Source organism: Actinomyces urogenitalis DSM 15434 (genome assembly GCF_000159035.1).
GTDB classification, from domain to species: domain Bacteria; phylum Actinomycetota; class Actinomycetes; order Actinomycetales; family Actinomycetaceae; genus Actinomyces; species Actinomyces urogenitalis.
This window is the reverse complement of sequence record NZ_DS999576.1, coordinates 550,227-570,928: the sequence shown is the minus strand read 5'-3', so window position 1 is coordinate 570,928 and position 20,702 is coordinate 550,227. Positions and strand designations below refer to the sequence as shown.

General features: G+C 70.5%; 17 protein-coding genes and 1 pseudogene. 16 read left to right on the top strand and 2 right to left on the bottom strand.

Going from position 1 to position 20,702, the window contains the following annotated elements; genetic code table 11:
- On the top strand, positions 1 to 1,286 hold a 1,286-nt coding region (locus tag HMPREF0058_RS10620), incomplete at its 5' end, for a hypothetical protein (RefSeq protein WP_006549799.1).
- Positions 1,283 to 2,944 carry a GTPase gene (locus tag HMPREF0058_RS10615; protein WP_006549798.1) on the top strand — a complete coding sequence of 554 codons (1,662 nt, stop codon included), beginning with the start codon at positions 1,283 to 1,285 and terminating at the stop codon, positions 2,942 to 2,944. The genes HMPREF0058_RS10620 and HMPREF0058_RS10615, both read left to right, overlap by 4 nt.
- Before the next feature lie 76 nt (positions 2,945 to 3,020).
- Here HMPREF0058_RS10615 and HMPREF0058_RS10610 read toward each other — a convergent pair.
- A pseudogene (locus tag HMPREF0058_RS10610) lies at positions 3,021 to 5,322 on the bottom strand (DEAD/DEAH box helicase); the annotation flags it as partial.
- Positions 5,323 to 5,720: 398 nt separating this feature from the next.
- Here HMPREF0058_RS10610 and HMPREF0058_RS10605 point away from each other — a divergent pair.
- The 7 genes from HMPREF0058_RS10605 to HMPREF0058_RS10575 all read left to right on the top strand — a co-directional run bounded on the left by HMPREF0058_RS10605 (position 5,721) and on the right by HMPREF0058_RS10575 (position 10,334).
- Entirely contained in the window at positions 5,721 to 6,200 is a 480-nt protein-coding gene (locus HMPREF0058_RS10605; RefSeq protein WP_161800704.1) for a type III secretion system chaperone family protein, read from the top strand.
- 5 nt (positions 6,201 to 6,205) lie between these two features.
- Positions 6,206 to 6,718 (top strand): type III secretion system chaperone family protein, encoded by a 513-nt coding sequence (locus HMPREF0058_RS10600; protein WP_048780455.1) that lies wholly within the window; start codon positions 6,206 to 6,208, stop codon positions 6,716 to 6,718.
- A complete protein-coding gene (locus HMPREF0058_RS10595) occupies positions 6,718 to 6,978 on the top strand; it encodes a hypothetical protein (protein ID WP_006549794.1) in 261 nt (86 codons plus the stop codon). The genes HMPREF0058_RS10600 and HMPREF0058_RS10595 overlap by 1 nt, the downstream gene beginning before the upstream one ends.
- Positions 6,979 to 7,061: 83 nt before the next feature.
- Complete coding sequence (locus HMPREF0058_RS10590; protein WP_006549793.1) at positions 7,062 to 7,325, top strand: hypothetical protein; 264 nt, start codon at positions 7,062 to 7,064, stop codon at positions 7,323 to 7,325.
- A gap of 21 nt (positions 7,326 to 7,346) precedes the next feature.
- Positions 7,347 to 7,637, top strand: a complete 291-nt coding sequence (locus HMPREF0058_RS10585) for a YbjN domain-containing protein (RefSeq protein ID WP_006549792.1) — start codon at positions 7,347 to 7,349, stop codon at positions 7,635 to 7,637.
- A gap of 137 nt (positions 7,638 to 7,774) precedes the next feature.
- The gene (gene aspS, locus HMPREF0058_RS10580) at positions 7,775 to 9,574 is read left to right on the top strand and encodes an aspartate--tRNA ligase (RefSeq protein ID WP_006549791.1); all 1,800 of its coding nucleotides are present in this window, start codon (positions 7,775 to 7,777) and stop codon (positions 9,572 to 9,574) included.
- A 142-nt stretch (positions 9,575 to 9,716) separates the two neighbouring features.
- A complete protein-coding gene (locus HMPREF0058_RS10575) occupies positions 9,717 to 10,334 on the top strand; it encodes an L-threonylcarbamoyladenylate synthase (protein ID WP_006549789.1) in 618 nt (205 codons plus the stop codon).
- A 22-nt stretch (positions 10,335 to 10,356) separates the two neighbouring features.
- Here HMPREF0058_RS10575 and HMPREF0058_RS10570 read toward each other — a convergent pair whose 3' ends face one another.
- The gene (locus tag HMPREF0058_RS10570; protein WP_006549788.1) at positions 10,357 to 12,657 is read right to left on the bottom strand and encodes an MMPL family transporter; all 2,301 of its coding nucleotides are present in this window, start codon (positions 12,655 to 12,657) and stop codon (positions 10,357 to 10,359) included.
- A gap of 34 nt (positions 12,658 to 12,691) precedes the next feature.
- Between HMPREF0058_RS10570 and HMPREF0058_RS10565 the strand changes: the two genes are divergently transcribed.
- The 7 genes from HMPREF0058_RS10565 to HMPREF0058_RS10535 all read left to right on the top strand — a co-directional run.
- On the top strand, positions 12,692 to 14,071 hold the full coding sequence (locus HMPREF0058_RS10565) for a replication-associated recombination protein A (RefSeq protein ID WP_006549787.1): 1,380 nt from the start codon (positions 12,692 to 12,694) through the stop codon (positions 14,069 to 14,071).
- On the top strand, positions 14,068 to 14,874 hold the full coding sequence (locus tag HMPREF0058_RS10560) for a sulfite exporter TauE/SafE family protein (protein WP_006549786.1): 807 nt from the start codon (positions 14,068 to 14,070) through the stop codon (positions 14,872 to 14,874). The genes HMPREF0058_RS10565 and HMPREF0058_RS10560 overlap by 4 nt, the downstream gene beginning before the upstream one ends.
- Positions 14,875 to 15,059: 185 nt before the next feature.
- A complete protein-coding gene (rpsD, locus tag HMPREF0058_RS10555) occupies positions 15,060 to 15,683 on the top strand; it encodes a 30S ribosomal protein S4 (protein ID WP_006549785.1) in 624 nt (207 codons plus the stop codon).
- Positions 15,684 to 15,811: 128 nt separating this feature from the next.
- Positions 15,812 to 18,526 carry an alanine--tRNA ligase gene (alaS, locus tag HMPREF0058_RS10550; RefSeq protein ID WP_006549784.1) on the top strand — a complete coding sequence of 905 codons (2,715 nt, stop codon included), beginning with the start codon at positions 15,812 to 15,814 and terminating at the stop codon, positions 18,524 to 18,526.
- A 13-nt stretch (positions 18,527 to 18,539) separates the two neighbouring features.
- A complete protein-coding gene (ruvX, locus tag HMPREF0058_RS10545; RefSeq protein ID WP_034235550.1) occupies positions 18,540 to 19,016 on the top strand; it encodes a Holliday junction resolvase RuvX in 477 nt (158 codons plus the stop codon).
- Positions 19,013 to 20,236: an endolytic transglycosylase MltG gene (gene mltG / locus HMPREF0058_RS10540; RefSeq protein WP_006549782.1), complete on the top strand. Its 1,224-nt coding sequence runs from the start codon at positions 19,013 to 19,015 to the stop codon at positions 20,234 to 20,236. Before ruvX ends, mltG begins: the two co-directional genes overlap by 4 nt.
- A gap of 2 nt (positions 20,237 to 20,238) precedes the next feature.
- A partial coding sequence (locus HMPREF0058_RS10535; protein WP_006549781.1) for a shikimate dehydrogenase family protein occupies positions 20,239 to 20,702 on the top strand: 464 nt, incomplete at its 3' end.

Below are 20,702 nucleotides of genomic sequence, written 5' to 3'. Positions count from 1 at the left end.
GCTCGCAGCTGCCGGCGGGCATCGCGCTGCTGGACGCCCCGGACGTGGACTCCGTGGTCGATGACAACCGCGCCTTGGCCGCCACCCTGCTGGCCAGCGCGGACCTGTGGGTCTTCGTCACCACCGCCGCGCGTTACGCGGACGCCGTGCCCTGGCGGCACCTGCGTGAGGCGGCCCAGCGGGACGTCACCGTTGCGGTGGTCCTCAACCGGGTCCCGGCCCAGGCGCAGGAGGTCGAGGAGGACCTGCGCTCACGGCTGGGTGCCGCGGGCCTAGAGGACTGCCCGGTCTTTGTCATCCCTGAGACCGCTCGCGACGGGGACGGGCTGCTTGCCCCCGACGAGGTTGAGCCCGTGCGTAGCTGGCTGTGGTCACTGGCCGCCGACGCCCAGGCTCGCCGTCAGGTCGCCAGGCGCACGGTTCACGGGGCGCTCGAGGCTGCCGTGGCGCAGGCGAGCCATGTTGGCGACGCCCTGGAGAGTCAGGAGACACAGCGCCAGGAGCTGGCGCAGGAGGCTCAGGCCTGCCATGAGCGTGCCGGGCGGCGGGTAGCCGAGGCCGTGTCTGACGGAACGCTCCTGCGCGGTGAGGTCCTGGCCCGGTGGCAGGACCTGGTGGGAACCGGCCAGTGGCTGCGAGGGCTGGAGCGGCAGGTCTCCCGGCTGCGTGACCGGGTCTCGGCGGCGCTCCTGGGCAGACCCACCCCGGCCGCCCAGGTGGGGGAGGCGATCGAGTCCAGCGTCGTCGACCTGCTCGTGGCTGAGGCCGGTGGGGCCGCCAGCCAGACGCTCCGGTCCTGGCGGCGCGTGGGGACCCTGCCCAGCCGCACGGGCCAGGCGGCTCAGTGGGGAGCAGGGGAGGAGGACCTGCGCGAGCGCGCGGGTGAGCTGGTGCGTGGTTGGCAGGCTGGTGTGCTGGAGATGGTGCGTGCCGAGGGCACGGACAGACGCCTGACGGCGCGTGTCCTGTCCTACGGGGTGGGAGGAGTCGGCGTGGCGCTCATGGTGCTGGTCTTCGCCCACACCGGCGGACTGAGCGGCGCCGAGGTCGGGATCGCGGGAGGTACCGCCTTGGTGGCGCAGCGGCTGCTGGAGGCTGTCTTCGGCGACCAGGCGATGCGCACGATGGCTAAGCGTGCCTATGACGACCTCATGAGGCGGGTCCAGGAGCTGCTTGCCACGCAGCAGCGCGCCGTCCTGAAGACCCTGCCGAGCAGCGCACCTGAGTCCGGCCTCCTGCGCGAGCATGTCAGAGGGGTCGAGGTAGCCGTGCAGGAGTGGCGATGAGCAAGACCCTCCAGGACAAGCTGGCCGCCCTGGACCAGGCGGTCACCCTGGCCCAGGAGCTGGACGAGCCCACCCTTTCCGTAGCCCTTGCCCCGGCCCATGACCTGCTCACACGAGCCGGCCAGCGGCGTGCCCTCGCCCCGCTGTCCTGCGTCGTGGCCCTGCTGGGAGCCACCGGCTCGGGCAAGTCGAGCCTGTTCAACGCGCTCCTGGGTAGCGAGGTCGCCCAGGCCTCCCTTCGCCGCCCGACGACGACGGCGCCGCTGGCCGCTCTTTCCCCCACACAGGCCGATGAGGCCAGCGAGCTCCTGGACTGGCTGGAGGTGACTCAGCGGGCCTGGGTGCCGGCGGACCTGGGGGAGCGCACGATCCTGCTGGACCTGCCCGATATCGACTCTGACGAGCCGTCTCACCGCGCGAGCGCGGCGCGTCTGGCCGGGATGGTGGACGTGCTCGTGTGGGTCCTGGACCCGCAGAAGTACGCCGACGGCGTCGTGCATCACGGCTTTCTCGCGCCGATGGCCGCTCACAGCGCGGTCAGCGTCGTCGTCCTCAACCAGGTCGACCGGCTCACCCAGGACGAGCAGGCGGCGCTGGCCTGCCACCTGAGCCAGCTGTTGGCGGGCGAGGGCTGGGCCACCGTGGCGCCGGTGCTCGTCAGTGCCCGCACCGGTCAGGGCGTAGAGAAACTGCGTGACACGATCCGCCAGGTCGCTGGGCGTCGGGAAGCGGCGAGCGCCCGGCTGGAGGCGGACCTGCGGACGGTGGCACGCGCGGCCAGCCAGGCTGTGGCCGGGCCAGGCGAGATGGAGGGGAGAGCCAGCGAGGCTGACCAGCGGGCCGCTCTGGCTGAGCTGGAGGACGCCGCGGCCGCGGCCGCGGGCGTGGAGACGGTCACGCGCGCCGTCGGCCGTAGCCTCGTCCTGCAGGCCGCAGGCTACGTCGGCTGGCCACCGCTGCGGTGGGTGGCGCGACTGCGTAAGGACCCGCTACGCGGCCTGCACCTGAGCGCTGGAAGAGCTGGGCAGCCCACCGGCCAGCCTCGTGGCGTCACGCCCAGGAGCGAGGTCATCGGCCGCAGCTCCTTGCCTCCTGTCCGCCCCGCGGCCAGCGGCCGCCTGCGCACCGCAGCTCGGCAGTGGTCCGCGGCGCTCGCTTCCCACCTGCCCGAGCCCGCACGCGACGAGATCGTCAGCCACGGTGAGGAGCGTGCCGAGGCGCTCCTGGAGGACCTGGACGTGGCGGTGAGCCGCACCCCGCTCATCGCGCCCCGAACCCCGCGGTGGTGGTCTGCGGCCAGCGTCCTGCAGTGGGCCTTGGTCTGGACGGCCCTGGCTGGTGGCGCGTGGCTGGGGCTCACGCACCTGCTGCGCATGCTGCTTCTGATGGACCTGCAGCCGCCTCGCTGGGGCCTGGTGCCCTGGCCGGCGGTGCTGCTCGTGGGCGGCGTCGTGCTCGGGCTGGTGGCCTGGGTCTTGGGACGGGCCCTGGCACGTGCCGGGGCGCGTCGTGCCCAGCGGCGTGCTGCGCGCAGGCTGCGTGAGGCCACGGACGGCGTCGTGCGCTCAGGCGTGGTCGAACCGGCGCGCGCCGAGGTCAGCCGGTGGGAGGACGTCAGGCGTGTGCTGTCCGAGCTGGCCGCGCCGGAGCGCCGCTAGACCTGTGCGCGATCAGTGACGCAGCACGACGGCGGCCGGCCCCAGCTGGGGCCGGCCGCCGTCGTCAAGATGCTTACCAGCGGTCCCGGTCACGCCCGCGGTCCGAGCGGTAGCCGCCGCGTCCGCCGTCGCGGCCTGCGCGCTCGGAGCGGTAGCCACCACGTCCTTCGTCNACGCCGGCCGCGCTCAGAGCGGTCGGAACGGTAGCCGCCGCGTCCGCCGTCCTCACGGCGGGGACGCTCAGCGCGGCGCTGGCTGTGCTCGGAGGGAGCGTTGTCGCTTCCGTCCCAGCCGTGGCCCGGCCCCTGGTCGGGGTGGATCCGCAGCTCGCGGCCGCCGAAGGTCGCCCGTCCCATGGCCTGAAGCTGCTCGTCGCTCAGCGGTGTGTGGATCTCGACCAGGGAGAAGGACTGCAGGATGTCGATCTTGCCGATATCCGACCCGGAGATCCCTCCCTCGTTGGCCAGTGCGCCCACGATCGCCCCGGGCAGCACGCGGTCGCGGTGACCGACCTCGACCCGGTAGACCGTGCCGGTGCCGTCCTCGTGACGGCGCCCGCCGCGGCTGGCGCCAGGCTTGCCCTCGATCCGGTCACGGCCGCGCCCACGCTCGCCACGGTCACGTCCGCCCTCGAATGTGGCCGAGACGAAGGTGCCCTCGGAGTCGACGTTCTCCTCGCGGCGCACGCGCTGGCGCGGCTCCTCCTTGCGCTCCTGCCAGGTCTTGGGACCGGCGTCGCCTACGGCGAGGGCCAGCAGCGTGGCCGCCAGGTCGCTCACCTCGATCTCCAGCTCGGCTGCCTTGTCCTGGACCATCTCGGTGTACATCTCCAGCCGGCCGCGCTCGTGGCGCTGCGCCGCCTTGTCCAGCAGCGTGGCCGCGCGGTGGCGTGAGACGTCAGCGGGGGAGGGCAGAGTGATCTCCTCCAGCCTCGTGCCCGTCAGACGCTCGATCTGGCGGAGCTTGCCCTTCTCCTTGGGGGTGAGGAAGGTGACCGCCTCGCCGTGGCGGCCGGCACGGCCGGTGCGGCCGATGCGGTGGACGTAGGCCTCGGCCTCACGAGGTACGTCGAAGTTGACGACCAGGCCGATACGGTCCACGTCCAGGCCACGTGCAGCCACGTCCGTGGCCACCAGCACGTCCAGGGTGCCGCTGCGCAGGCGCTCGACGAGGCGCTCGCGCTCACGCTGGGGGACGTCGCCGGAGATCGCAGCGGCCTGGATCCCTCGGCCTGCCAGCTCGATGGCTACGTCCTCGGCCGTGGACTTGGTGCGCACGAAGACGATGGCGGCCTCAGCCTCGGTGGTGGCCAGGACTCGCGAGACCGCGCCGACCTTGTGGCGGAAGGGCACGACGGCGTAGGTCTGGTGGACCGTGTCCACGGTCGAGGACTGGCGCGAGACCTCTACCCGTGCCGGGTCGCTCAGGTGCTGACGGGCCACCGCCTGGATGGCGGGGGGCATGGTGGCAGAGAACAGCGCCGTCCGGCGCTCGGCAGGCAGGGAGGCGGCGATCGTCTCCACGTCCTCGGCGAAGCCCATGCGCAGCATCTCGTCAGCCTCGTCAAGCACGAAGTAGCGCACAGCGCCCAGGCGCAGGGCGCCCTTGTCGATGAGGTCGATGACGCGCCCGGGGGTACCCACGACCACCTGGGCGCCCGACTTCAGGGCGCCGATCTGCGGGCCGTAGGGGGCGCCACCGTAGACGGCGACGACGTCGAGCCCGCGTGAGCGTGAGGCCATGTCCGTGATGGCCTCGGCACTCTGCAGGGCCAGCTCACGGGTGGGCGCCAGGACCAGGGCCTGGACCTCGCCGTCACGGGCGTCGACGGCGTCGAGCAGCGGCAGGCCGAAGGCGGCGGTCTTGCCGGTGCCGGTCTGGGCCACGCCGACGACGTCACGGCCCGACAGCAGGACCGGGATCGCCTCGCGCTGGATCGCGGTGGGGGTGACGTAGCCCATGTCGGTCACGGCCTTGAGCAGGTCAGCAGGCAGGCCGAGATCGGCGAAGGTGACGTCCTCAGGCTTGAGGTCAGCGGCGTCGTCCTGCTCAGCCTCGTCCGCGGAGGCCGCCGAGGCGCTGGTGGGGGCGAAGGGCAGGTGCCCGTCGACCTGGTCCTCCTCCAGCTCCTCGCCCTCAGCGTCGTCCTCGTCAGGCTCAGAGCCGTCCTCGGGATCGTTCTCGGGCAGGTTCAGCTCGCCAGCGGTGTCGACGTCGTCAGGCTCGTCCTCGGACTCGACGAAGCTGTCGAGCTCCTCGTCCGGGGTCTGGGAGGAGGCGCCGGCTACCTCGGCGTTGAACAGGTCGTCCAGGCTCAGGGGGCGATCGCCCTGGCCCGAGGAGGCAGAAGATGCAGTGGACCCAGTGGTGCTACTCATTGATGTTCCCGTCTGTGGCCCGTCGGGGCCGGTCGCGGAGTGTGGGGCAGGTCCCTTCGACCAGCCTCTTGCCGCACCGCACCCACCACACTCGCCCCGCACCAGGCCATGGACGGCGGTGACTGACGGGCTTGACGCACAGACTCACGGGTCCCTGCCCGCCTCCAGGGACGGTGCAGGACCCGAACGGGGCTGACAGCACGGATCGCTCCTGCCTCGAAGGTTACGGGGCCGGGAGCCAAACGGCGAGGGCTGGCGCGCCGCACCGCCTCAGGTCACACGTGAGGCCGGACACCAGGTGAGGCATTCCTGAACCGTGCGTGTGCTCCTGTAGGATGCGTGAGCATCATCTCATTTCCACCTCGGCGCTCGCGCCGACCAGCCACCGGGATCCTACCTTGAGCCTTCTGTCACGCTTCTCGCGCCCTGACCCGACGCCGCGGGCAGGCGCGGACTCATCGCAGGTGCTCGCGCCACTGAGCCAGGACCGGTTGCTTGCTCTGTTCAAGGAGCGGGACTGGCGCTACTTCATCGACTCCGACGGCGACCTGGGCGGGATATGGGACGATGCTACTTTCTACTTCAACCTGGGTGGGCAGAAGCAGGAGGTGCTGCGCATCTGGGCACAGCTGCCAGGCACCATCGACGCCAGCCACCTGGAGCAGGTGCGCACGGTCCTGGACACCTCGCACCGGCGCAGCGCCTGGCCCACCGCGTGCTACCGGATTGACGACGACGGCGAGGTGCGGGTCTTCGCCTGCCACGCGGTGGATTACGAGTACGGTCTGAGCGATCTCCAGCTGGCCCAGCACGTGGACTGCGCGATCGCCACGGTCAACGGTCTGTTCGCAGATCTCAACGAGGTGCTAGGACGGTGAGGGGCGTGCGAGGTCTCTTCTCCAGGGCGCGGCGTCGGGACTCTGGCGCTGCCAGCGCGCCGGACGCCCAGCAGGTGCGTCCCCTCACGCGTGAGCGTGTGCAGGAGCTGCTCGAGCGTCACGGCTGGGTCTACGAGACGGACTGTGACGGCGACCTGGTAGGACGCTGGGACGATGACCTGCTGACTTTCATGGTGCGTGGCGAGAGCGGGGAGATGCTCAACGTCATGGGTTACATGCTTGAGGACCTGCCCCTGGAGCGCCTGGATGAGGTGCGCTTCGCGCTGGAGGACTGGCACCGCGAGCACATCTGGCCCACCTGCTTCTGGCGCGAGAACGATGACGCCCTGACCTTCTCCGTCGGCGCCTCCCACATGGTCGACTGGGAGCACGGGGTGGCTGACTGCCAGCTCGAGCAGCAGGTGGCCTGTGCGATGGGAACGATCGCTGACGCCTTCGCGGATGTGCGGAGCCGGCTCGCACTGCGTGCCGACAACCTGAACGAGAGCCAGTGGTGATGACTGAGCACTTCCAGGGTCCGGGCTACGGCATCACTGCGACCAACGGGTCCTCGCAGGTGCCGCTGTCTACGGTGGGCCTGGCGAGCATCCTGTCTGAACGTGGTTGGCAGGCCCGCTTCGATGGCGAGGGCGACCTCATCTGGGACTCGCCCTTCGGCCCCTGCTTCTTCCAGGTCTACGGTGACCGCCATGACACGCTGTCGGTACAGGCTCAGTTGCCGGCGCTCGTGCCCGCGGACCCGGAGGCTCAGGTCTGAGGCGTCGTCGACCAGTGGCGCCGAGAGGTTCCGTGGGCGACGGGCGCGGTGCACATGCGCCTGGCTCCCGGCTTGCCCTGGCAGTGAGCACCAGCGTGCGCTATCCCGACGGGCTGACGGCTGAGCAGATGGCCTACCAGGTCGGCCACGCCGTCCACACCCTCAGCGTGATGCTCTCCGTGGCTGCCGGTCAGCTCGGTCTGGGAACCCTGCCGGTGGCGGACCCGCCGGCGCCCGAGCCCACCAGCGTCCTGCCGCTGCCGAGCAGCCAGCGGGTCCAGGACCTGCTGGCATCTCGTTCCTGGACCTACCAGGTCACGCCCGCCGGCGACGTCGTGCTGCCCTGAGGACAGGACGTCTTCCACCTCATGGTCCGTGGTGGCCGTGGAAGCTCCCTGGTAGTCGTCGGCGACCTGGGGCTGGACCTGCCGGTCTCTGGCCTGGCCGCGCTACGTGACTTGCTGGAAGCCGGCCACCGCAGCCACCCGATGCCCGCCTGCTTCTGGAACCAGCAGGGGCACGCCGTGCGTGTGGGTGCCGCGTACGGGGTGGACTGGGGCGCCGGCGTCACGCAGGCCCAGCTTGCTGCCCAGGTCGACGGCGCGATCACCGCCATGACTGAGGTCTTCGGGCAGCTGCGCACGCAGCTCGCGCGCTGAGCCTGGCCCGCGGCGCCGTCCGTTGTCGGGCAGTGGGAGGGCCGAGCGCTAGGATCACCCTCAGCGCCCGCCCGTCTCGCGGTGCGCTCCGCCGGGCGCCGGAACCATGCGCCCCCCAACGGAAGGGACCACAACCCGTGCTGCGAACCCGCACCGCAGGAAGCCTGCGTCGCACCGACATCGGCCAGACCGTCACCCTCACCGGCTGGGTGGACCGCCGCCGTGACCACGGAGGGGTCGCCTTCATCGACCTGCGTGACGCCTCGGGTATCGCCCAGGTCGTCATCCGCGAGGAGGTCGCCCACGACCTGCGCGCCGAGTACGTCCTTCAGGTCACCGGCGAGGTCAGTGCCCGCCCCGAGGGCAACGCCAACCCCAACCTGCCCACCGGCGAGATCGAGGTCGTCGTCTCCGACGTCGAGATCCTCAACCCCTCCGCCCCGCTGCCCTTCCAGGTCTCCGACCACGCCGAGGATGCTGGAAGCGTGGGGGAGGAGGCGCGACTGAAGTACCGCTACCTCGACCTGCGTCGCTCCTCCATGCAGCACGCCATCCGCCTGCGCTCCCAGGTCTCCCAGGCCGCGCGCAAGGTGCTGGCCAGCCACGACTTCGTCGAGATCGAGACCCCGACGCTCACCCGTTCCACCCCTGAGGGTGCACGCGACTTCCTCGTGCCCGCGCGTCTGGCGCCGGGCTCCTGGTACGCCCTGCCCCAGAGCCCCCAGCTGTTCAAGCAGCTGCTCATGGTGGCCGGGATGGAGCGCTACTACCAGATCGCCCGCTGCTACCGTGACGAGGACTTCCGCGCTGACCGCCAGCCCGAGTTCACCCAGCTCGACATCGAGATGTCCTTCGTCGAGCAGGAGGACGTCATCAAGGTCGCCGAGGACGTCCTCAAGGAGGTCTGGGCTCTCATCGGCTACGACCTGCCCACTCCGATCCCGCACATGACGTACAAGGACGCCATGGAGAAGTACGGCTCGGACAAGCCGGACCTGCGCTTCGGCCTGGAGCTGACGGACCTGACCGAGTACTTCAAGGACACCACCTTCCGCGTCTTCCAGAACGAGTACGTCGGATCCGTCGTCATGCCGGGCGGTGCCTCCCAGTCCCGACGCACCTTTGACGCCTGGCAGGAGTGGGCCAAGCAGCGTGGCGCCAAGGGCCTGGCCTACGTCACCGTCTCCGAGGACGGGGAGCTGGGCGGCCCGGTGGCCAAGAACATCACCGAGGCCGAGCGTGCGGGCCTGGCCGAGGCCGCTGGCGCCAAGCCTGGTGACGCGATCTTCTTCGCCGCCGGCGGCGTGGACGCCTCGCGCGCCCTCCTGGGCGCGGCCCGTCTGGAGATCGGCAAGCGCTGCGGCCTCATTGACGAGGACGCCTGGTCCTTCGTGTGGGTCGTGGACGCCCCCCTGTTCAAGCCCTCGGCCGAGGCCAAGGCGGAGGGCGACGTGGCGCTGGGCAAGTCCGCCTGGACCGCCGTCCACCACGCCTTCACCTCGCCCAAGCCTGAGTGGCTGGACTCCTTTGACAAGGACCCGGGCCACGCCCTGGCTTACGCCTACGACATCGTGTGCAACGGCAACGAGATCGGTGGCGGCTCGATCCGTATCCACCGCAACGACGTCCAGAAGCGCGTCTTCAACGTCATGGGGATCGGTGAGGAGGAGGCGCAGGCGAAGTTCGGCTTCCTGCTCGACGCCTTCAAGTTCGGTGCCCCGCCCCACGGTGGCATCGCCTTCGGCTGGGACCGCATCGTCTCCCTGCTCACCCACGCCGACTCCATCCGCGACGTCATCGCCTTCCCCAAGTCCGGTGGCGGCTACGACCCGCTGACGGACGCGCCTGCTCCCATCACGCCCGAGCAGCGCAAGGAGGCCGGCGTGGACACCGTGCCTGAGGACAAGGACGCCAAGGCTGCGGCCAAGGCGGACTGAGCACTCACGCCTCAGCCTCGCCCAGGCTGAGGCGGCACCGCGGCCGGCGGCCACGCACGAGCGTGAGCCGCCGGCCGCCGTCGTCCTGGGAGTCGGCCCCGTCCGGCCCCGCGGGCGTCGAGACCTGGAGCACAATAGGGCCATGTCGCGCTACATCGAGCTCCACCCGGTCAACCCGCAGGCACGCCTGGTCTCCAAGGTCGTGGACACGCTTCACGACGGCGGCCTGGTCGCCTACCCCACGGACTCCGGCTACGCGCTGGCCTGCGCCCCGGGGAACAAGGAGGGCCTGGACCGCATCCGGGCCATCCGACAGCTCGATGACAAGCACAACTTCACCTTCGTGTGCGCCGACTTCGCCCAGGCCGGCCCGCTGGCGATCGTGGGCAACAACGCCTTCCGCCTCATCAAGCGCCTGACTCCGGGGCCGTGGACCTTCATCCTCAAGGGCACCAAGGAGGTCCCCCGGATGACGCTCAACCCCAAGAAGCACACGCTGGGCGTGCGCATCCCTGACCACGCCATCACCCAGGCGCTCGTGGCCGGCTTCGGCGCCCCGATCCTGTCCTCAACCTTCATCCGTCCCGGCAACGAGGAGCCCGAGACCAGCGGCTGGGAGATCGAGGACGCCCTGGGTCACCTCATTGACGTCGTCATCGAGGGGCCGGTGACCTCCACCGAGCCGACGACGGTGGTGGACCTGACCAGTGACGTCCCCGAGGTCGCTCGCGAGGGCGCCGGGGACGTGAGCCTGCTCTAAGGGCACTGTCTCGCTGGCCGCCTCAGTGCCGGATACCGTAGCGCTCGTAGAGGCGGCGCATCGGCTGCGGCGCCCACCAGTTCCACCGACCCAGGAGGGTCATCGTGGCGGGCACGAGCAGCATGCGCACGAGCGTGGCGTCCAGTGCCACGATGACGGCTAGCGCCAGCCCGACCTGCTTGATGATGAGCAGGTCGCCTCCCACGAAGCCGAGGAAGACCAGCACCATGATCAGCGCCGCCGAGGTGACGATCCGTCCTGAGTGCTGCAGGCCGCGCTCGACGGCGGTGTCGTTGTCGCAGCCGGCGTCCCAGTACTCCTTGATCCGGGCCAGGATGAAGACCTCGTAGTCCATAGCCAGCCCGAATCCGACGCCGACGGCGGTGACCACGACGTAGGCCTCCACACCCCCGATCGGGGTGAAGCCGAGCAGACCGGTCAGGTGCCCCTCCTGGAAGACCCACACGAGGACCCCGATCGAGGCGGCCAGGGACAGGGCGTTGATGACCAAAGCCTTGAACGGGACGAGCACCGATCCGGTCATGAGGAAGAGCAGCACGAAGGTTGCCAGGGCGATGACGGCGACCACCCAGGGCAGGCCGTCCAGCACGGCGGAGCGGAAGTCCAGCTGGCTGGCCGCCTGCCCGGTCACCCAGGTGTCGGCGGGGGCGGCCAGGTCCCGCACCGCCTGGACGGCCCGCTCGCTGGAGGCCTGCGTACCGTCTCCGGCCAGGTCGAGGTAGACCACGGTGTACTGCCCGGCGGTGGCGGACTGGAGCACCGAGTCCACTCCCGGGGCGGCAGCGACCTGGTCATTGATGAAGGTGGTCACCTCCTGCCCGGTCGCGGCGATGATGAGGGTGGCGTCCTGCTGCTGGGTGGCGGGATAGTCCTCCTGCAGGACCGTGAGGTAGGTGCGCTGGGGCGAGGCGCTGGGCAGCAGCTCGGTGGTGGAGGTGAGCAGGTGCATGCCGCGCACCGGCAGCGCCAGGGCGACCAGGATGAGGAGGCAGGCTCCCAGCACGAGCCAGGGCACCCGGTGGACCGCACGCGCCAGGCGTGAGAAGAAGCCCTCCTGGCGGGTGACGTCGCCAAGGTGGCGCTGCAAGGTCCCCAGCACCGGCAGTCGTCCCAGCGGTGAGGGCCGAGCCAGTCGCTCTCCCGCCAGCACCAGGACGGCGGGAACGAGGGTGAGTGCCGCGGCGACGGCGATGAGGACGACGGCGATCGAGGCCACAGCGATCGAGCGCAGGACGTCGGTGCCCATGAGCAGGAGCGAGAACAGGGAGATGGCGACGGTCAGGCCCGAGAACAGCACGGTACGGCCGGCGGTCGTGATCGTCGTCGTCAGGGCCTGGGCTACCGGGCCGCTACGACGGCTACGACGTCGGTTGCGGCGGGCCTGGCCCGCACCTGCGCTCTCCTGCGGCACCTGAGCCGGCTGTGCGAGCTCCTCGCGGTAGCGCGAGGTGATGAGCAGGGCGTAGTCGATCGACAGGCCCAGGCCGATAACGGTGACGATATTGACGACGAAGGACTGCAGGTCCACGAGCGTGGAGGCGATCCACAGCACGCCGAAGGAGCCTGCGATGGAGGACAGGGCCCCCAGGATGGGCATCCCGGCCGCCAGGAAGCCGCCGAAGACGAGCACCATGACCACGAGGGTCACCGGCAGCGCGATCATCTCCCCGCGCACGAGATCGGACTCCACCTGCTGGCTGACCGCGGCGGACATGAGGTGGTCATCGGAGACGATGCCCTGGGCTGTGGCGCTGACCGACCGCAGCTCGCCGGGAACCTGGGCCAGGCGGGCCTCGACCTGCTCGACCATGTCGGCGACCTTCTCCTGGTACTCCTGGTCGTCGGGGGAGGAGACCTCCTCGCCGTTGGGGTCGACCGTGACGACCAGAAGGAAGCCATCGAGGTCCTTGGAGGCCAGGACGCGGGCGGCCGGCTGGTCGAGCATGCCGGGGACGACGAAGGGGTCGAGGACGTTGGTCTGGCCGACCAGGGACCCCAGCTCCTTGTGGACAGGCTCCAGCGCCGTGGCCACGGCCTGCTGGGTCGTGGCCTGTGAGATGTCGACGCCGGTGACCAGGAGGCTGACGGTCTGTGCGTCCCCGGTCAGGGTCGAGATGATCTCCTCGCCCTGGGCCGACTGGGTGCCGCCGATGGTGGCGGCGTCGGTCTCCAGGCGGTCAAAGAGCCCTTTGCCGCCCAGTCCGGTCAGGGCCAGAACCATGAGCACGGCCGCGAGCGCGGCCCAGACGGCGACGACGATCCAGGCGTCCTTGAGGAGACGTCGTGCGAGCCAGGTGAGCATGAGGTCATTGTCCCACGAGAGATAGGCTCGGCCTGTGGACCTGTTTGACAGCGCCGGGCGGGACGAGGTGGGCCTGCCCGTGGACCCGCACGCCCCTCTGGCGGTGCGGATGCGCCCGCGTACCCTCGACGAGCTCGTGGGCCAGGGGCACCTGCTGACCGCCGGCTCGCCGCTGCGGCGCCTGGTCTGCCCGGCGGACGACGGCGGTGTGGCGGGCGCGGGGGTGTCCTCAGTGATCCTGTGGGGCCCTCCCGGAACCGGAAAGACCACCCTGGCCTACCTCGTGGCCCGGGGATCGGGGCGCCGTTTCGTCGAGCTGAGCGCCGTGACCGCCGGGGTCAAGGACGTGCGCGCCGTGGTCGAGGCGGCCAGGAGGCTGCTGGCCTCCAGCGGCGAGGAGACGGTGCTCTTTGTGGACGAGGTCCACCGCTTCTCCCGCTCTCAGCAGGACGCCCTGCTGCCCAGCGTGGAGAACCGCTGGGTCACCCTCATGGCTGCCACGACGGAGAACCCGAGCTTCTCGGTGGTCTCGCCCCTGCTCTCACGCTCCTTACTGCTGACGCTTCATCCCCTGTCTGCCCAGGACGTGGGCAAGGTGGTCGACCGCGCGCTCGTCGACGAGCGTGGCCTGGGCGACGCCGTGGGTATCGAGGAGGAGGCCCGGGAGCAGGTCGTGCGCATGGCCGGCTCGGACGCACGCAAGTCCCTCACCGTCCTGGAGGCGGCAGCCGGGGCGGTGCTCTCGCGCAGCCAGGAGGCCGGCCAGGACCAGTCGCGCCCGGTGATCACGCTGACCGACGTCGAGCAGGCCGCGGACGTGGCCGCGGTGCGCTACGACCGCCAGGGTGACCAGCACTATGACGTCATCAGCGCCTTCATCAAGTCGATGCGGGGCTCGGACCCGGACGCGACCCTGCACTACCTGGCGCGCATGATCGCGGCGGGGGAGGACCCGCGCTACATCGCCCGGCGCATCACCATCCACGCTGCCGAGGACGTCGGGCTGGCTGACCCCTCGGTGCTGACCACGGCGGTGGCCGCGCAGCAGGCGGTGACGCTGATCGGTATGCCGGAGGCCCAGCTGGTCCTGGCCGAGGCGGCGCTGGCTGTGGCTACGGCGCCCAAGTCCAATGCCGTGACGGTGGGTATCTCCCAGGCCCTGGCGGACGTGTCAGCGGGCAAGGGCGGGGCGGTGCCGCCCCATCTGCGCGACGCCCACTACGCCGGTGCCAAGGCGCTGGGCCACGGGGAGGGCTATCTCTACCCCCATGACTTCCCTCACGCCGTCGTCGCCCAGCAGTACCTGCCTGAGGAGCTGGCCCACGCGCGTTACTACGAACCCACCTCCCACGGGCACGAGAAGCAGCTGGCGGCTCGGCTGGAGGCCGTGCGGCGGATCCTGGGTCGCCCGTGAGGTGCGCGCTGACCGGCCCGGGCTGGCTGCCAGGCGTGGTGGCGACCCTGGCCACCGGGCTCGTGGCCGGCTTCCTGTCCGGCCTGTTCGGCGTAGGTGGGGGACTGGTCATCGTGCCCGCCCTCATGGCCGTGCTCGGCATGGACCAGCGCCGGGCCGCGGCCACCTCGCTGGCCGCGATCGTGGTGACGGCGGCGGTGGGCTCAGCCTCCTACGCCGCCCGGGGTGAGATCTCAGTGGTCGGGGCGGGCGTCCTCGTGGCCGGCTCGCTCCTGGGAGCGCAGCTCGGCACCTGGCTGCTGCGCAGGCTTCCTGAACGTGTCCTGCCGTGGACGCTCATCGGCTTCGTGGCCCTGGTCATCATCACCCAGCAGCTGCGGGTACCGGTGCGGCAGGCGGCGCTTGAGCTCGACCCTGCGCGCGTGGTCGCCCTGGTGGGGGTGGGCGTGGTGGCGGGTGTGCTCTCAGGCCTGGTGGGGGTAGGCGGTGGCAGCGTCATCGTCCCTGGTCTGGAGCTCGTGGTCGGCGTGGGCGACCTCCTGGCGCGCGGCACCTCCCTGCTGGTCATGATCCCCACCGGGATCGCTGGGACGGTCTCCAACGCCCGTCACCACATGGTGGACCTGAGGACCAGCCTGCTCGTGGGCGTGGCCGCGGTGGCAGCGGCGCCGCTGGGGGTGAGCAGCGCGGCCGCCCTGAGCCCGGCGGCCGGTAACGTGGCCTTCAGCCTGTTCCTCCTCGCCGTCGTCGTCCACACCCTCGTGCGCAGCCGACGCTGTGTCCGGGCCTCGCAGCAGGGCTGAGGAACGCCTCACACCGGCCTGTCCTGGCTCGCTGACGGGGCCGAGCAACCGCTAGAGTGCCGGGGTTGCCAGTGCGTGCGAGAGTGCGTGCTGGCGCTCCTGGGGTCCTGGCCCTCCGAGGCTGACCCCGCGCCGGAAGCACCCGCTGCCGGCGTGCGACACGATCCGACAGGAAGAAGAGACTTATGAGCTCCTCCCGTTCCCGCCGTCAGGTGCGCCTGTCCCGCGCCCTCGGCATCCCGCTGACCCCCAAGGCCGTGCGCTACTTCGAGAAGCGCCCCTACGGCCCCGGTGAGCACGGCCGTGCCCGCCGTCGCACCGAGTCCGACTACGCCGTGCGTCTGAAGGAGAAGCAGCGCCTGCGCGCCCAGTACGGTATCCGCGAGGCTCAGCTCCAGCGTGTCTTCGAGGAGGCTCGTCGCGAGAAGGGCCTGACCGGTGAGTCCCTGGTTGAGCTGCTGGAGATGCGTCTGGACGCCCTCGTCCTGCGCGCCGGCTTCGCCCGCACCATCGCCCAGGCCCGCCAGGACGTCGTCCACCGTCACATCCTGGTCGACGGCAAGGTCGTGGACCGTCCCTCCTTCCGCGTCAAGCCCGGCCAGACCATCCAGGTTCGCCCGCGTTCGCAGGTCATGGTCCCCTTCCAGATCGCCGCTGCTGGCACACACCGCGACGTGCTGCCCGCCGTCCCGGAGTACCTGACCGTCGAGCTGGAGAAGCTCTCGGCCACGCTCGTGCGTCGTCCCAAGCGCGACGAGGTCCCCGTGACCTGCGACGTCCAGATGGTCGTCGAGTACTACTCGCGCTGATCACGCCCCGCGCGTGACGCAGCCGGGCGCCCCGAACCGCTGGCCGGTTCGGGGCGTTCCGGTTTTCCGGGGTAGTCTCAGCCCTGGTCTTTTACACTCGTACCACTGAGGAAACAGAGCACACTCCTATGCGCACCTCCGAGATCCGCTCACGCTGGCTGGACTACTTCGCCTCGCAGGGCCACGAGATCCGTCCCTCGGTCTCGCTGGTCTCCCCGGAGCCCTCCATCCTCTTCACCGTCGCCGGCATGGTGCCCTTTATTCCCTACATCCTGGGCACGGAGCAGGCGCCGTGGCCTCGCGCCGCCTCGGTGCAGAAGTGCATCCGCACCAATGACATCGACAACGTCGGCCGCACCACGCGTCACGGCACCTTCTTCCAGATGAACGGCAACTTCTCCTTCGGGGACTACTTCAAGGAGGGGGCCATCTCCTACGCCTGGGACCTGCTGACCGGGCCCCAGTCCGAGGGCAAGTACGGCCTGGACGGTGATCGGCTGTGGATGACGATCTGGGAGAAGGACGAGGTCTCCTGGAACCACCTGACCAAGGTGATCGGTGTGCCGCAGCAGCACGTCCAGAAGCTGCCCTTTGAGGAGATCTCCTGGTCCACCGGCCAGCCCGGCCCCGCCGGTGCCTGCTGCGAGATCCACTACGACCGCGGCGCCCAGTACGGTCCGGACGGCGGCCCGGTGGCCGATGCTCAGGGTGACCGCTTCCTGGAGATCTGGAACCTCGTCTTCGATGAGTTCCTGCGCGGGGAGGGCGAGGGCCACGACTTTGAGCTCGTCGGCAAGCTCGACCAGACCGCCATTGACACCGGTGCGGGCCTGGAGCGGCTGGCCTTCATCATGCAGGACAAGCCCAACATGTACGAGATCGACGAGGTCTACCCCGTCATCGCGGCTGCTGAGGCGATGAGCGGCAAGAAGTACGGCCTGGGAGCGGCCGGCCCTAGCGCGGGGCAGGCCTACGAGGACGACGTGCGCATGCGCGTGGTCGCCGACCACGTCCGCAGCGCCCTCATGCTCATTGGCGACGGCGTGCGCCCGGGCAACGACGGCCGCGGCTACGTGCTGCGTCGCCTCATCCGCCGCGCGGTGCGCTCCATGCGTCTGCTCGGCGTGCAGGACGCAGCGATGCCCACCCTGCTGACAGCCTCCAAGGACGTCATGAAGCTGTCCTACCCCGAGCTGGAGACCGGCTGGGCGCAGATCTCCGAGGTCGCCTACGCCGAGGAGGACGCCTTCCGCCGTACCCTGGCCGCCGGCACGACGATCCTGGACACGGCCGTGGCCGCCGCCAAGGAGAAGGCCAAGGACTCCGGGACCAAGCCGGTGGTTCCCGGCTCGGTGGCCTTCGAGCTGCACGACACCTCCGGCTTCCCCATCGACCTGACCCTGGAGATGGCTGCCGAGCAGGGCGTCGAGGTCGACGAGCTCGCCTTCCGCAACCTCATGGCCGAGCAGAAGGAACGGGCCCGCGCTGACGCCCGCGCCAAGAAGGCGGGCCACGCTGACATCCGCGCCTTCCAGGAGATCGAGAAGGCGATGGGTGGTGGCTCCACCTTCCTGGGCTACACCGAGTCCAGCGCCGAGGCGGTGGTCACCGGACTGCTGGTCGACGGCGTCCCACAGCCCGCTGTCACGGCTCCCGCTGAGGTCGAGGTCGTCCTGGACCGCACCCCCTTCTACGCGGAGATGGGTGGCCAGCTCGCCGACCAGGGCGTCATCCGCCTGGCTGACGGTGGCGTCGTCGAGGTCGTCGACGTCCAGGCTCCCATCCGTGGCCTGTCAGTCCACCGCGGTCGACTGACCGAGGGCACGATCGCGTTGGGTGAGCGTGCCTACGCTGAGATCGACTCCGCCCGCCGCCTGGCGATCGCTCGGGCGCACACCGCGACCCACATGGTCTACGCGGGCCTGCGCCAGGTGGTCAACGAGCATGCCGACCAGGCCGGAAGCGAGAACTCTCCGTCCCGCCTGCGCTTTGACTTCCGCCACGGCTCGGCGCTGTCGGCCGGCCAGGTGGGCGACATTGAGGCCCTGGTCAATGACAAGCTGGCCCAGGACCTGACGGTACGCACCGACGTCATGAGCCTGGACGAGGCTCGCCAGGCCGGTGCCATTGCGCTGTTCGGGGAGAAGTACGGCACCGAGGTCCGCGTGGTCACCATCGGTGACGGCTTTGACAAGGAGCTGTGCGGCGGTACCCACGTGCCCTCCACCGGCCACATCGGCCGGGTGGCGGTGCTGGGAGAGTCCTCCATCGGCTCGGGCGTGCGACGCATCGACGCCCTCGTGGGTGACGGTGCCTACGACTTCCAGGCCAAGGAGCACGCTCTGGTCTCCCAGGTCACGGCCATCGTCGGTGGCCGCTCGGACGAGCTGCCCGAGCGCATCGCCTCGCTCATGACGCGACTGAAGGAGGCCGAGAAGAAGCTCGCTGCAGCCGAGCAGGCGGCCATGGTGGCCAAGGCCGCCGAGGTCGTTGACTCAGCGGAGCGTGTGGGCGGCTACCTCCTGGCTTCGGCCAATCTGGGCAGCGTCGGCTCGGCCGACGCCCTGCGCAGCCTCGTGCTCGACGTGCGCCAGCGCCTGGGGGAGGGCGAGCCGGCGGTCGTGGCCGTGGGCGGAGTCAGCGGCGAGCGCCCGCTGGTCATCGTGGCGACGAACGGGGCCGCCCGAGACCTGGGCGCGAAGGCCGGAGACCTGGTCCGGGTGGCGGCCAAGACCCTGGGCGGTGGTGGCGGCGGTAAGCCGGACCTGGCCCAGGGCGGCGGCCAGGACGCGGCGGCCCTGGACGAGGCGCTGCGCGCGCTCTCACACGCCCTGGCCGGCTGAATCGGCGGTGCCTGTGCGCTTGGGAAGTAGACTCGCCTTTGACGTCGGCAAGGCCCGCGTCGGCGTCGCCCGGTGCGACGCCGACGCGATCCTGGCCGTCCCAGAGTGCACACTGACCCGAGACCGCTACGGAGCCGATCTGGAGGAGGCGGCTGACCTGGTCGAGGACTACGAGGCGATTGAGGTCGTGGTCGGCCTGCCGATCCAGCTCAGCGGCGGCTCCACGGCCTCCACCCGTGACGCGCGTGGCTGGGCCCGTCAGCTAGCGGCGCGCGTCGGCCCGGTTCCGGTACGCCTGGTTGACGAGCGACTCAGTACGGTCAGTGCCCACCAGGCCCTGCACGGCTCAGGACGGCACGCCAAGGACTTTCGACCAGTGGTTGACCAGGCCGCGGCTGTCGTTATCCTCGAGCAGGCCCTGGAGATCGAACGCAGGACGGGGCGGCCAGCAGGCGAGCCCGTGACGCCCAGCCAGAGAGGTGGACTATGAGCCAGGACGACTTCTTCGCCACCTTGGGCGAGGGCGAGGGCGAGGCGCAGCCGCCTGCGCCGCGTCAGACCCGCTCCGCTCGGCGTGAGCGCAGCCGGCAGTGGCTCCAGCAGCGTCGGCGGCGTCGCCGTCGCGCTCTCATCTCTACCCTCGTCCTCGTCCTGGTGCTGGCCGGCGTCGGGTTCGTGGCCTACCAGGCCCTGGACGTGGTCAAGGGCGCGGTCAGCGGCTCGGGTACGGTCTCGGACTACACCGGGGCCGGTACCGGTGAGGTGGTCGTGACCATTCCTGAGGGCGCCTCCGGCGGCGAGATCGGTCAGATCCTCAAGGACGCCGGCGTCGTGGCTACGGTGGGAGCCTTCACTGACGCCTATGCCGCCAACTCCAACGCCTCCAAGATCCAGGCCGGCACCTACACCCTGCGCCTGCAGATGTCGGCTGCCAACGCGGTGGCGGCCCTGCTGGACCCGGCCTCGCGATCGGACCACACCCTGACCATCCCCGAGGGCTACACCATGGCCCAGGTCAAGGACCGCCTGGTCTCCGTGGCCGGCTTCACCTCCGAGGAGGTCGACGCCGCCTTCGCTGACGCCTCAGGTATCGGTCTGCCTGAGGCCGCCGGTGGCCAGGTGGAGGGCTGGCTGGCGCCGTCGACCTACGACGTGCCGGAGAACGCGGCGGCGACTGACGTCGTGGGGGCGATGGTGAGCCTGACGCTCTCCCGTCTGGAGTCGGCGGGCGTAGCGGCCTCCGACTACGAGACCGTGCTCATCAAGGCCTCGATCGTCGAGCGTGAGGTCGCCTCGGCCAGCTACTACGGCCAGGTGGCCCGGGTGATCGAGAACCGCCTGGCGGACACTGACGGCGAGACCAAGGGCAGGCTGCAGATGGACTCCACCGTGCTCTACGGGCTCGGACGTACCGGAGGCATCCCGACGGCGGACGAGGTCGCCGACGCCTCCAACCCGTACAACACCTACCAGCACGAGGGCCTGCCGCCCGGCCCGATCTCCAACCCCGGTCTGGAGGCGATCCAGGGCGTCATCAACCCTCCGGCCGGTGACTGGCTGTACTTCGTCACGGTCAACCTGGACACCGGAGAGACGCTCTTCTCAGCCACTCACGAGGAGCAGCTGAAGAACACTGAGCAGCTGACCGCCTGGTGCCAGGAGCATGCCGAGACCTGCTCGGGGCAGTCGACCAGCAGCGCCGGGAACTGACCATGTCTGTCAGGCACCGCGCCGCCGTCATCGGTCAGCCGGTCGCACACTCCCTGTCACCGGTGCTGCACCGAGCGGCCTATGAGGACCTAGGCCTGGAGGACTGGGAGTACCTCAGCCGTGAGGTCGCGCCGGGTGAGCTGGAGGAGCTCTTGGCTCGGCTGGGGGCACCGGCGGGCGAGGCTCCTACCTGGGAGGGGCTGAGCGTGACGATGCCGCACAAGCAGCGCCTGCTCACTCTCGTTGACATCGTCGATCCTCTGGCGCAGACGGTGGGGGCCGCCAATACGGTGGTTGCTCAGCGCTCAGGTACGGGCCCGGCGCTGCTGGCGGCCTTCAACACCGACGTTGCCGGGATCGTCGGGGCGCTGCGTGAGACTGCCGGGCCCGCGGCAGCAGGAGGCGGCACGGCCTTCGTCCTCGGCTCGGGAGCGACGGCCTGCTCGGCCCTGGCGGCGCTGACCGA